Source organism: Nocardia brasiliensis IFM 10847 (genome assembly GCF_000710915.1).
In the GTDB taxonomy this organism is placed as follows: domain Bacteria; phylum Actinomycetota; class Actinomycetes; order Mycobacteriales; family Mycobacteriaceae; genus Nocardia; species Nocardia brasiliensis_A.
Window position 1 is genome coordinate 30,041 of the sequence record NZ_BAUA01000161.1, and the last position, 12,107, is coordinate 42,147.

Below are 12,107 nucleotides of genomic sequence, written 5' to 3' on the forward strand. Positions count from 1 at the left end.
CGACAACTCTCGCGCCGCACGCTAGGCCCGGACCGGGTCGGGCAGCCAGGGTTGGTGCGGGAGCGGCACGATCCGGCGGGTGTGCGCGTAGACCGCCGCGTGCACGCGGTCCCGGACACCGAGTTTCGCGAGCACGTTGGACACGTGGGTTTTGACCGTCTGCTCGCCGACCCCGAGTACCGCGGCGATCTCCGGATTCGTATAGGCCTTGGCGATCAGCAGCAGCACCTGATGCTCACGGGCGGTCAGGGTTTCGACTTCCGGGGCACTGGGGAACGGCTCGATGCCGGTGGTCAGCCGGGTGACCAGGCGGCGAGTCAGGTGCGGGTCGATGAGGGCGTCCCCGCGCGCGGCCATCCGGATGGCCGAGATCAGCCCATCGGCGGGCAGCGTCTTGACGAGAAAGCCCGTCGCGCCGAGACAGAGCGCACGGTAGAGGTTTTCGTCGGAGTCGCTGCTGGTGAGGGTGAGGATCCGGGTGCTGCCACCGAGCGCCGCGATCGCGTCGACGGCGGCCGGGCGCTCGAAACCGGGCAGGTCGAGGTCGAGCAGCGCCACGTCGGGCCGCAGGCGCTCGATCTCGCGGACCGCGGCGGCGCTGTGGTCGGCCTCGGCGACGCATTCGATATCGGGCTGGGTACCGATCGCCGCGCGCAGGCCGGACCGGAAGATCGCGTGGTTGTCCGCGAGCACCACCGAAATCGCCGAGCCCGAGGTGGTTTCGATTCGATCCGGGGTGCGATCGTCGTGCCGGTCGATCGCACTGGGCCGCTGCTCCTGGGCGGCGTAGCGGGCCGCGGCCGGCTCGCTGTGCGTGGCACTCACCGACAGCGTGGCCGCGGTGACGGCGAGCACGAGCGACGACGCCACTCGGCGCAGTGGGTGTGTCATGGTTGCGACCTTATGTTCCGTGCCGCGGGTCAGCGCAGGAATCCCGCGTAGCTTCTGCTCATCAGCTGGCTCTCGAGCTGTTTGACGGTGTCGAGCCCCACACTGACCATGATCAGCACCGAGGTGCCGCCGAAGGCCAGGCTCGACACCCCGCCGCCCGCACCGCCGCCGAGCAGTACGTTCGGCAGCACCACGACCGCGCCGAGATAGCAGGCGCCGGGCAACGTGGTCCGGCTGAGCACGAAGGCCAGATAGTCCACGGTCGGCTTGCCGGGGCGATATCCCGGAATGAACCCGCCGAACTTGCGCATCTCGTCGGCGCGCTCCTGGGGGTTGAAGGTGATCGCGACATAGAAGTAGGTGAAGAACACGATCAGCGCGAAGTAGCTCGCGACGTACACCGGGTTGTCGGGATTCACCAGATACTTCTGGATCAGCTCCTGCCACATCGCGGTCGGTCCCGCGCCGCCCTGGGTGAGCTGAGTGAGCAGGTTCGGTATGTACAGCAGCGAGGACGCGAAGATCACCGGGATGACGCCGGCCTGATTGACCTTCAACGGCAGATACGTCGACGAGCCGCCGTACATCTTCCGGCCGACCACCCGCTTGGCGTACTGCACCGGAATCCGGCGCTGCCCCTGCTCGACGAAGACCACGGCCACGATCACCAGCAGCACTGCGACACAGACACCGGCGAAAACGAACGCGCCCTTGCTGTCCAGGATCGCCTTGCCCTGACTCGGGAGCTGAGCCGCGATACCGGCGAAGATCAGCAGCGACATCCCGTTGCCCAGGCCGCGCTCGGTGATCAGCTCACCGAACCACATGACCAGCGCCGCCCCGGCGGTCAGCACCAGCACGAGCACGACCATGCCGAACAGTCCGTCGTCGGCCAGGATGTCCTGCGGACACCCACGCAGCAGTTGGCGCCGCGCGGCCAGCGCGACCAGCGTCGACCCCTGCAGCACCGCCAGCGCCATCGCCAGGTAGCGGGTGTACTGGGTGATCTTCGCCTGACCGGTGGCGCCCTCCTTGCGCAGCGCCTCGAAGCGCGGGATCACGACGGTCAACAGCTGGGTGATGATGCCCGCGGTGATGTAGGGCGTGATGCCGATCGCGAACACCGACAGGTGCAGCATCGCCCCGCCGGAGAAGAGGTTGATCAGCTGGTAGATGCCCGCGGCGTCGCCGCCGGAGGCGATCGCGACACAGGTGCGCACCGCCTTGAAGTCGACTCCGGGTGAGGGCAGTGCCGCACCGAGGCGATACAGCGCGAGCAGCCCCAGGGTGCAAAGTATCTTCCGCCGCAGATCCGGAGTCCGAAAGGCCGGTACGAGGGCGGAAAACACGGGTCCTCCTGACGAAAGGCGTTGTTGGACAGGGCGAATACCTGCCGGGGCCTTCGAACAGTACGGAGCACCGGGCGCTGCTCACGTCGCCCGCGAGTCGGAATTCGGCCTCCCTCCATCGGGGGAACGCGGGCGATCCGGTCGCAAGCGTCAGACGCGGACCAGCACTTGGTCCAGCGACTTGCGAGTCAGGTTGGGGACGACGGAATCGTCGGCAGGGTAGCCGATGGGGATGACGGCGAACGCCTTCTCGTTGCGTGGACGGGCCAGCACTTCACCGAGGAATTTCATCGGGCTGGGCGTGTGGGTGAGGGCGGCCAGGCCGGCCAGATGCAGGGCGGTGAGCAGCATGCCCACGGCGATGCCGACCGATTCGTCGCCGTAGTAGTGCTTGTAGGTGGTGCCGTCCGCGCGCAGTCCGTAGCGCTGTTGGAAAACCACCAAAAGGTAAGGGGCGTCGGTCAAATGCGGCTTGTGCTCATCGGTGCCGAGCGGACGCAGGGCGGAGAGCCATTCCTCGCCGAGGCGCCCGCCGTAGGAGATGCGCTCCTCGGCTTCGGCGGCCTCCCGGATGCGGGCACGCACTTCGGGATCCTCCACGAGGACGAAGGTCCACGGCTGTTGATGCGCGCCCGAGGGCGCGGTGTTCGCCACCGCGATGGCGTCGAGCACGAGTTGCTCGGGTACCGGATCGGTGGAGAACATCCGCACCGTGCGACGCTCGTCCATTCTGGCGCGCAGCACGGCGGACGCGACGAGCGCCTGCTCGACCGGAATCCGGTTCGGGTGGTAGGGAATTGGTTCGTACGGGTGCCCATGCAGCGGAGTCCACGTCATCATGAGGTGGAGTGTGAACCGTGCCGCCGGGACGGACAACGCTACGGCGCGATTACTGTCCACTCCACCAGACGCACGAAAAACCCGTCTCGAAATGGTCCGGTAGCGGTGCGGATCCATTTCCGAGACGGGCTACTCGACGGGATTCACCCGTTATAGATCTCCACGTAAGCATTGGTGGCGAAGGCGAAAACGCCGGGGCCCATTCCCGTGCACGCGGCGGTCGTGCGCTGACCCGACGGCGTGAACGGATAGCTGAGCACCTTGTACGGCCCGATGTTGTAGATCGGGAAGGCGGGCCCGGCGTAGAGGCCGACGCAGTCCAGATGCAGGACATAGTTCGAACCGCCGTCGGCCTGGCATACCGCCGACGCGTCGAACAGGCCCTTCTCGACGACGCAGTCCTGCGGGGCCGCCTGGGCGGTGCCTGCCCCGGCCACGCCGACCACGCCGACGAACGCCAGCCCCGAAATGCCTGCGGCCGCGACCCGAGCGGCGGTGGCAATTGCACTTGTCATGAAAACTCCTCCGGTTTGCATTGTGCAGTTCGTCGGGGCCGCGCGCGGAAACGTTACATTTGCCGCCACCGAATCGGCTGTCCCCGAGTTTCGAGGCCGAGAATAATCGAGGTGTGCCGAACACTTTCAGGAGGAAGGGCCGGTGTTCGTCAACGGCCGGGTATCGGAGCCTCGGCCGCTTCGGTGATGGTGACCTGGCCGGTGCGCAGGTAGCTCATGACGGCGTCGTCGACGACCGGGTTCCCGCGGGCGAAGTTGCCGTGATCGCCGCCCGCCACCGTGATGAGCGAACCGTTCAGCGCGTGCGCCATCGCCGGCCCCCCTTCGTATTTGGTGAGCGCGTCGTGCCGGCTCTGCAGCACCAGCGGCGGTGTGGCCAGGCCGGCGCCGCTGATCTTCACCGGTGTAGCGACGGGTTTCCAGGTGCCGCAACTCATTCCGGATCGGACCAGATCGGCCCGCGCGTCCATCGCGTTGCCGCCGGAGACGATCGTGGCGATCGCCGAACCGATGACGTCCACCCGCCCGGGAATCGCGTTCTCGTTGCAGGTGATCGCGGCGAAGACGAACCGGCCGGTGGGGTCGGTGGAGGTCGCGCCCGCGATGGTGCGCAGGCGCTGCACGTTCGCCGGATCGGCGGCGGCCTCGGACATGGCGCGCGCGAACGCGGGCCAGAACGTGCGGGTGTAGCTGGCTACGGAGGTGGCGCCGAGCAACGGTCCCTGCGCCGAGACGCCGCCGGAGATCAACGTGCGCACCAGATTCTGCAGTTTGCCCGCCTGCTCGACGCTGCCGCTGTAGCCGTCGCGCGCGATCTCGGCGAGCGGCTCGGGCAGCGCGCCGGGCAGGTCGGCGAGGCTGGCCGGCGGCGGAGTCAGGTTGGCGTACCAGCCGCCGCCCTGGTCGACCGCGAGCCGCACCCAGTGCTGATAGACCTGTAAAGCGGTGTCGCCCAAGTGGTACTCGGCGTTGTGCTCGGCGATCCAGGCGAACAGGTCGTCGAGGCGCTGCTTGCCGGCCACCTGCTGCTGGGCGAACTCCTCGGTCCACACCCAGTCGGGATTGACGTTGGAGTCCAGCACCATCCGCTCGACCCGGTCCGGGAACAGCGAGGCGTACACCGCACCGAGGTAGGTGCCGTAGGAGGTGCCGAGGTAGCTGATCCGCTCCAGCCCGAGCGCGGCCCGCACGGCATCGAGGTCACGCGCGGTGTTCTCGGTGGTGATGGTGTCCAGGTAGCCGGGCCGGGACGCTTCGCACGCCCGCTTGATCTCGTCGCGATTGCCGCCGCCGAGCGATACCTGGGCGCCCTCTTCGGCTTTCACCGCACCCGCGCACATCAGCGGCGTGGCCCAGCGCAAACCGCGCGGCTGCACCGCGACCCGGTCGTAGTGGGCGGCCAGCTCGGCGGGTACCACATCGGTGCGCAGCCCCCAGAAGTCCAGTCCGTCCGCGCCCGGCCCGCCGGGATTGGCGAACAGTACGCCGCGGCGTTCTCCGCTCGCCGCGATCCGGCTGACGGTCAGTTCGATCCGCGGCCCGTCCGGGTCGGCGTAGTTCATCGGCACCTCGACGACCGCGCACCGCACGCCGTGCCCCGCGACCACCGCACCGTCCGGGCAGGCGCCGAAGCCGACCCCCGGCGCGGCGACGGCCGAGCCGGGCACGATCGATAGACCGAGCAGGCACACGGCGCCCACGGCAGCCGCCGCCCGCGAGAACAGCCGTACCTTCATCATGTTTCGTACCTCCCCGGGCCGCCGCCACGCGCACGCGCGCGACCCCGATCAAGAGCATTCTGCGCAGGTGGGGGGCAACAAACAAGTCGAACACCGGTTTTCGCCGGTCAGCGCGCGGACCGCGGCGAAGCCCGGCATAGCGCGAGATATGCTCTGGAATACGCGGATGACGTCGCACGGGAGTAGCGTCGAGCCATGTCGACCGAGGTCCGTCTCAACACCGCATTGGAACGTTTCGAGATCCATGTCGACGGTGCGATCGCCGGATATGCCGAGTACCAGGACACCCAGTCCGAACGCGCGTTCGTGCACACCGAGATCTACCCCAGCTACGAAGGCCAGGGCTACGGTCGCGACCTGCTCGAGGCGGCGCTGAACAGCACGGCGGCGGACAAGCTCGGCGCACTGCCGATGTGTCCGATGGTGCACCACTTCATCCAGACCAGGCCGGAATACCTGGGGATGGTGCCGCACTGGGCGCGCGACAGCCTGAACCTGCCTCAGTAGGCAGCGACCGCCCCGTCGAGCGCCCGCTGCAGATCGGTGCGGACCAGTCGCGCGATCTCACCCGGCTTGGCCGGCAGTTCGGTGATCGGCACGCCGAAATAGAAGCTCGCCGATTTGGCCTGCTCCTTCGTCGGCTGCACCGTCGGATCGTCGCGCTTGCCGTAGCTCAGCCCCATCGATACCAGCACCGGCTCGGCCCCGAGCTTCATCGCGCGGAACGCGATGTGCCCGATGCCGCTGCCGACCGACTGCACCTGGCTGGGATCGACCTCGTTGCAGGTGCCCTCGGGGAACACCGCGACGCCGTCACCGCGGGCCATCCGCTGGGCGCAGATGTCCATCATGCGCTGGCCGGCCGCATTCACCGCACGGATGCCGTGGTCCTTGCCGCGGAACACCGGAATCCCGCCCATCATGTCGATCTTGCGCCGTTGCTCGGGCTCTTCGAAGAGTTCGTCCTTGGCCAGCACCCGCACCCGGCCGATCACCGGTCGCAGGGCACTGCGCCACGCCGCGGCCGCTACGGTGTACGGATCGTTCTCGGAAAGATGATTGATCGAGATCAACAGCGGTCGCCGTTGTTTCATCGCCGCGCGCAGACCTTCGCGGGCGCCCGCGGCGTAGGCGACACGCGGGTAGTAGCGGCGGGCCAGAATGGCGTACGCACCCCAGGCTTTCAGCCGATTCTGGCGGTGGTCGAGATAGAAGTCGTACACGGTGTCGCTGTTCTCGAGGCGCACCTCGGGCGGTTCCATGACACGGACTCTACGACGCCGCGCGGTGTCGAGTTCGAGCCCCCGAGCCGAAATCCGTTACCCCGAACTCCACCGCAGAAGGAGCAAATCGCCGCAACAACTGCGATGATGTGCGAGTGGCACGCGCAGACGACCCGGATGATCGGAAAACTCGCGGCGGGCACGGCGACCGCAAGCGGCGCGATTTCCGGCACGGCGAGCAGGTGGTGCGCGCCGGCACCCTGCTGGTGTCGGCGACAGAACTGGCTGAACCGACCTTCCGGCGCACCGTGGTCTACATCATCGAGCACAACGAGGCGGGCAGCCTCGGCGTCGTGCTGAACCGGCCCAGCGATACCGCCGTGCACGACGTATTGCCCCGCTGGACCGAGCTGACCGCGGCGCCGCGCACCCTGTTCATCGGCGGTCCGGTCAAACGCGACGCGGCGCTGTGCCTGGGCACCGTCCGGGTCGGCGCGAGCATCGACGGCGTGCCCGGCCTGCGCCGGATCGACGGACGGGTGGTGCTCGTCGATCTGGACGCCGACCCGGAAGAAATCGGCCGGCTGGTCGAGGGCATCCGCATTTTCGCAGGTTATGCGGGCTGGACTTTCGGTCAGCTGGAAGGCGAACTGGAGAACGACGACTGGATCGTGTTGTCCGCGTTGCCCTCCGATCCGATCAGCACCGGCCGCGCGGACCTGTGGGCGCACGTGCTGCGCCGCCAGCCCCTCCCCCTTTCCCTGCTCGCCACCCACCCGATCGAACTCGAACGAAATTGAGATGTCGGCCGGTATTGAACCGTTCGCCCCTGCTGATTCGTGGGATGTGCGGGAGGTGAGCCATGCCGGACGACCAAAGCGAGTTGCTACGGGTCCTTTACGACGAACACGCGTCTGCTCTGTGGCGGTACACACTCGGTTTGGTACGCGACCCGGGCCGGGCCGAGGACATCGTGCAGGAGACCTTGCTGCGGGCGTGGCAACGCCCGAACGTGTTGGATCAGGCCACGACATCGGCGCGCGCGTGGCTGTTCACGGTGGCGCGCAATCTCGCCGTGGATGAACACCGCAGCGCCCGCAACCGGCGCGAGTACCGCACCGACAGCCCGCCCGAGCAGGCCGCGCCGGACCAGGCCGACCGCGCCCTGGACAAATGGCTGGTCGCGGACGCGCTCGGCAAGCTGAGTTCCGACCATCGCGAGGTGATCGTGCGGGCCTACTATCGGGGCCTGTCCACCCACCAGATCGCCGAGGAACTCGACATTCCACCGGGCACGGTGAAGTCCCGGATGCACTACGGCATGCGGGCGCTACGACTGGCACTACAGGAGATGGGGGGTGACGAACCAATGACGGACCTTGCCGACGACTACACCACGTGGGATGCCCCGTACGTGCTCGGCTCCCTGACTCGCACCGAACGTCAGGAGTACGAGGCGCATCTCGCGGGCTGCCCGGCCTGTCAGGCCGCCGTGGCGGAACTGGCCGGCCTGCCGGGCATGCTCGCCATGGTCGACCAGGACACCGCGCTCGCGCTGCTAGACCCACCCGAAGCCCTTGCGGCGGAGCCGGATCCGGTCGAGACGAGCCCGCCGGTACCGCAGTTGCTGCCGCGGCTCACCGAGGCGGCCGAGCGGCGCAGGCGCCGCAGCCGGTGGGTCTCGATCGGGGCCGCGGTCGCGGCGGCGGCCGCGGCGGTGGCCATCGCCGTACCCGTGGTCAGCACCGTCACCGCTCACGATTCGCCTACTGCCGCACAGGTTTTCGCACAGCGACAGATGGACCCGCTGGTACCGACGCCGGTGCAGGCGAGCTTCAAGCTGCTCGCGAACGAGGGTAAGACGACCGTCGAGATGTCGTGCAGCTATGCCCCGGGCGGTCCGGACTACAACTGGAACTTCGAGATGTGGATGACGCTGAAGGACGGCAGCACCGCCGAATTGGCCGGCTGGACGGCCGGACCGGGCGACGCCCTGACCTTGACCAGGACCACGGAGGTGGCCCCGGAGCGCATCCAGAGCGTGGAGATCCGGTCGCTGAAGACGGGTCAGACCATCCTGCGCGGCGCGGTCTAGCCGGTCCGGACAGCGAGATCCCCCGCCAGGCCCCATTTCCTGGCGGGGGATCTCGATTCGCGTCACCGGCGGCGGCCGACGACGCCTGGCTCAGGCGGTCTTGCGCCGGAAAATCGCGTTGGCCCAGAAGAACCCCCCGAGGGTGAGCACCAGGCACCATCCGATCGAGATGATCCCGTTGTTGCCGATCTCGCTGCCCATCAGCAGACCGCGCACGGTCTCGGTGATCGGCGTGAACGGCTGGTACTCGGCGAACTGGCGCAGGCCGGCGGGCATGGTGTCGGGCGAGACCAGACCGCTGCCGAGGAACGGCAGCATGATGATCGGGAACACGATGTTGCTCGCGCCCTCGGCATTCGGCGAGAGCAGCCCGAGCGCCACGGCGAGCCAGTTCAGCCCGAAGATCATGAACGTGAGCAGGCCGAGCGCGGCGACCCATTCGACCGGGTTGGCATCGGGTCGCCAGCCGATCAGCAGCGCGACCACGCACATGACCGCGATACCGAGCAGAGCCTGCAGCAGCGCACCCAGCACGTGGCCGGTCAGCATCGACGACTGGGTGATGCCCATGGTCCGGAAGCGGTTGACGATCCCCTTGGCCGCGTCGTTCGCGATGGACACCGCCACCGACGCCGTGATGTACGCGGGCACCATCAGCAGCATGCCGGGCGCGAGATAGTCGACGTAGTTACCGCCGGAAGACTTTTCGAGCGCCCCGCCGAACACGAACTTGAAGATCAGCAGGAACAGCGTCGGCATCATGATGACGCCGATGCTCATGCTCGGATAGCGCTTCGCATGAGTCAGGTTGCGCCGCAACATCGTTGCCGAATCGGCGAGGGCGAGGGACATGGTGCTCATGCGACGGTTTCCTTGTCGGAGGTGGGCTGACCGGTCAGGGTGAGGAAGACATCGTCGAGGTTGGGCGTGTGCACGGCCAGGCCCTCGACCTCGATCTGCTCGTAGTCGAGCCGATCGAGCACGGCGCGCAGCGATTTCACGCTGCCGTCGCTCGGTACGGCGAGCGTCAGGTCCTCGTCCTCGTCGTCGGCGGCGATCCTGGCGGCCACGCCCAGCGCGGCCGAAGCGGCGAACAGGTCCTCGCGCACCGCGAACTGCAACCGGATGTGCCCGCCGGGCACCATCCGCTTCAGTTCCGCCGCAGTGCCTTCCGCGACGATCCGGCCGTGGTCGAGCACGGCGATGCGGTCGGCCAGCTGGTCGGCTTCCTCCAGGTACTGCGTGGTGAGGAAGACCGTCACGTGGTAATCGTCGACCAGACCGCGGATCAGTTCCCAGATCACCCGCCTGCTGCGCGGATCGAGGCCGGTGGTCGGTTCGTCCAGGAAGATGATGCGCGGATCGCCGACCAGCGTCATCGCCAGATCCAGGCGCCGGGTCATGCCGCCGGAGTAGGTGGACGCGGGCTTGTCCGCGGCTGCCACCAGATCGAACCGCTCCAGCAGGTCGGCCGCCAGCCGCTTGGTGTCCCGCCGCGGCAGATGGTGCAGATCGCCCATCAGCAGCAGGTTCTCCCGGCCGGTGAGCAGCTCGTCGACCGCCGCGAACTGACCGGTGACGCCGATGGTTTCGCGCACCGATGCCCGCTCGGCCGCCACGTCGTAGCCGCCGACTCGCAGGTCGCCGTCGTCGGCGTGGATGAGCGTGCTGAGGATCTGCACGGTGGTGGTCTTACCCGCACCGTTCGGACCGAGCAGCGAGTAGATCGTGCCCTCGGGGACGACGATGTCGATCCCGTCGAGCACCACCTGCTCGCCGAATGCTTTGCGCAGGCCCAACGCCGAAATGGCGGGTGCGCGATGGCCGTTGACCATGACGGTCCTTTCGATGGTTCTCATTGTTGAATGCGCATGCGTGCATGACTGATCGACACCGCTCCCGGTGTCCCGGGGCGGCATGGGGGCCGGTCAGCTGCTGTTCAGTTGTGCGGAAGGGGAATTCGACTAGATGTCGAGGTCTTCGATCTGGGGACGTTTCGCGAGATCGACCGCCCGTTCGTAGAGCTTCGGGGGCAGTTTGTCTTTCAACTCCTCGATCGTGTCGACGACCTCCAGGACGTACTCACCCCAGTCCTGGTCGCCGACACCGAGCATGCGCCGCCAGTTCGTCAAATCCTTGACCCAGTTGCCGGATTGGGGAAATTCGGACCAGTCGTTGTAGTGCGCGTGCAGCACGTACTTGCCTTTGCGGCTGCGATAGACGCGGATATGTTCCTGCCGTTCGTCGGTGTACTCGTTCGATTCGATGAGCAGCGCACCGGAGAAGCGGACCTGCCGGACCCCGTTGTGGCCGACCCGGGCGATAATCTCCTCGAACCCCTCCTGGCGACCCTCTTCCAGCTCGATGAAACGACGCAGCGCCGTGGTCACCGCTCCGGAGAGATTGCCGCCAACCAGCTCCTGGGCCCGCTGGAACAGCGCCAGATCGTCATCGGCAACATAGATCGTCTTGTTGGGCATGACACGACTATACGTAGATGTATACGTACACGCAAGTGGCGAAGGGAACTCTCCCCTGATACTTCCATTGCGAAACATCTTCTTGTAAGTTGCTGAACATTCACTGAGATTTACTCAGCCGACGCTGCCTGAGCTCAGGGACTCGACCGGCAGGATGCTGGGTGAGCACCCGATGCCGCCCAGAGAAGCGAAAAGGTGCTGTGGTGATCTCTCTGAAGAACCTGCGGAAGCTACCGGCGCCGGTGGCGCTCGCGGTCGGCCTCCTCGTCTCGTCGCTGCTGCTGAACACGGCGGCGCCCGCGTCGGCCCAGTTCGTCGACCCGGCGACGCTGAACATCCGCATCGGCCACCAAGAGGTGAAACCTACGCTCGACGGCTTCGCCATGATGACCACGGAGGCGAACACCAACGCGCGGGTCATCCCGCCGCTGGACGGCAGCCCGTTCAGCCGCGAGGCGTTCCTGTCCGGCATCGGCATCGGGCAGATCGACGGACCGCCCGACGCGCACGTCGCCAGCGCGGTGATGGAGGTGGGTTACGAGGTCGGCTATCCGATGTCGTTCGCACCGAACGGCATCACCGTCACCCTGAACTCGCCCTCGGTTTCGGTCTCGGGTGCGGTACGCCCCGAGCTCTCGGCCGGGGTGACCCCGCAGATCAACATCGCGCCGACCCCCGGCGCGCAGATCGAATTCCCGCTCGGGGCCAAACTCGGCGCCGAACTGGGCGCTCAGGCCACCATCCTGCCGTCGCAGCAGGTGTCCTTCCAGGTCGGGCACGGCGGCATCACCGAGGTGTCGCTGGCCAAATTCACGCTGACCCAGCCGTTCGCCTACGCGGATCTGTCCAACACCCATCTCACCGTCACCGGTGCCCTCGGTCCGGTCACCATCCGGACCTTCGTGAAATTCACTCTGGTCACCGGCGCAGGCCAGGCCAGCGACGCGGTGTACAGCGACCCGATCTCGCTCTGAT

13 protein-coding genes and 1 pseudogene are annotated in these 12,107 nt (G+C 67.3%); 5 read left to right on the forward strand and 9 right to left on the reverse strand.

The window, feature by feature from the left end:
- Nucleotides 1–21 precede the first annotated feature (21 nt).
- From NBRGI_RS31270 to NBRGI_RS31290, 5 genes are all read right to left on the reverse strand, one after another.
- On the reverse strand, nt 22–891 hold the full coding sequence (locus tag NBRGI_RS31270) for a LuxR C-terminal-related transcriptional regulator (RefSeq protein WP_235211159.1): 870 nt from the start codon (nt 889–891) through the stop codon (nt 22–24).
- 29 nt (nt 892–920) lie between these two features.
- A complete protein-coding gene (gene secY / locus NBRGI_RS31275) occupies nt 921–2,240 on the reverse strand; it encodes a preprotein translocase subunit SecY (protein ID WP_029900784.1) in 1,320 nt (439 codons plus the stop codon).
- A 150-nt stretch (nt 2,241–2,390) separates the two neighbouring features.
- Complete coding sequence (locus NBRGI_RS31280; RefSeq protein WP_029900785.1) at nt 2,391–3,080, reverse strand: nitroreductase family protein; 690 nt, start codon at nt 3,078–3,080, stop codon at nt 2,391–2,393.
- A gap of 143 nt (nt 3,081–3,223) precedes the next feature.
- Nucleotides 3,224–3,595, reverse strand: coding sequence for a hypothetical protein (locus NBRGI_RS31285; RefSeq protein ID WP_029900786.1), 372 nt, complete (start codon nt 3,593–3,595; stop codon nt 3,224–3,226).
- Nucleotides 3,596–3,744: 149 nt separating this feature from the next.
- Complete coding sequence (locus NBRGI_RS31290) at nt 3,745–5,334, reverse strand: alpha/beta hydrolase (protein ID WP_029900787.1); 1,590 nt, start codon at nt 5,332–5,334, stop codon at nt 3,745–3,747.
- A gap of 195 nt (nt 5,335–5,529) precedes the next feature.
- On the opposite strand from NBRGI_RS31290, the gene NBRGI_RS31295 reads away from it, so the two are divergent.
- The gene (locus NBRGI_RS31295; RefSeq protein WP_029900788.1) at nt 5,530–5,841 is read left to right on the forward strand and encodes a GNAT family N-acetyltransferase; all 312 of its coding nucleotides are present in this window, start codon (nt 5,530–5,532) and stop codon (nt 5,839–5,841) included.
- Here the strand turns inward: NBRGI_RS31295 and NBRGI_RS31300 are convergent.
- Complete coding sequence (locus NBRGI_RS31300; protein ID WP_029900789.1) at nt 5,835–6,596, reverse strand: lysophospholipid acyltransferase family protein; 762 nt, start codon at nt 6,594–6,596, stop codon at nt 5,835–5,837. The two genes, NBRGI_RS31295 and NBRGI_RS31300, sit on opposite strands and share 7 nt — an antisense overlap.
- A 116-nt stretch (nt 6,597–6,712) precedes the next feature.
- On the opposite strand from NBRGI_RS31300, the gene NBRGI_RS31305 reads away from it, so the two are divergent.
- From NBRGI_RS31305 to NBRGI_RS31315, 3 genes and pseudogenes are all read left to right on the forward strand, one after another.
- Nucleotides 6,713–7,357 carry a YqgE/AlgH family protein gene (locus NBRGI_RS31305; RefSeq protein WP_014988992.1) on the forward strand — a complete coding sequence of 215 codons (645 nt, stop codon included), beginning with the start codon at nt 6,713–6,715 and terminating at the stop codon, nt 7,355–7,357.
- 62 nt (nt 7,358–7,419) lie between these two features.
- Nucleotides 7,420–7,914 (forward strand): annotated as a pseudogene (locus NBRGI_RS31310) (sigma-70 family RNA polymerase sigma factor); the annotation flags it as partial.
- A gap of 12 nt (nt 7,915–7,926) precedes the next feature.
- Complete coding sequence (locus NBRGI_RS31315; protein WP_029900864.1) at nt 7,927–8,652, forward strand: anti-sigma factor family protein; 726 nt, start codon at nt 7,927–7,929, stop codon at nt 8,650–8,652.
- A 90-nt stretch (nt 8,653–8,742) separates the two neighbouring features.
- Here the strand turns inward: NBRGI_RS31315 and NBRGI_RS31320 are convergent, their stop codons facing one another.
- From NBRGI_RS31320 to NBRGI_RS31330, 3 genes are all read right to left on the reverse strand, one after another.
- A complete protein-coding gene (locus NBRGI_RS31320; RefSeq protein WP_029900791.1) occupies nt 8,743–9,513 on the reverse strand; it encodes an ABC transporter permease in 771 nt (256 codons plus the stop codon).
- Entirely contained in the window at nt 9,510–10,487 is a 978-nt protein-coding gene (locus NBRGI_RS31325; RefSeq protein WP_029900792.1) for a daunorubicin resistance protein DrrA family ABC transporter ATP-binding protein, read from the reverse strand. The genes NBRGI_RS31320 and NBRGI_RS31325 overlap by 4 nt, the downstream gene beginning before the upstream one ends.
- Before the next feature lie 129 nt (nt 10,488–10,616).
- Complete coding sequence (locus tag NBRGI_RS31330) at nt 10,617–11,132, reverse strand: EXLDI protein (protein WP_029900793.1); 516 nt, start codon at nt 11,130–11,132, stop codon at nt 10,617–10,619.
- A 203-nt stretch (nt 11,133–11,335) separates the two neighbouring features.
- On the opposite strand from NBRGI_RS31330, the gene NBRGI_RS31335 reads away from it, so the two are divergent.
- Complete coding sequence (locus NBRGI_RS31335; RefSeq protein WP_148311009.1) at nt 11,336–12,106, forward strand: MspA family porin; 771 nt, start codon at nt 11,336–11,338, stop codon at nt 12,104–12,106.
- The last annotated feature ends 1 nt before the right edge of the window (nt 12,107 follow it).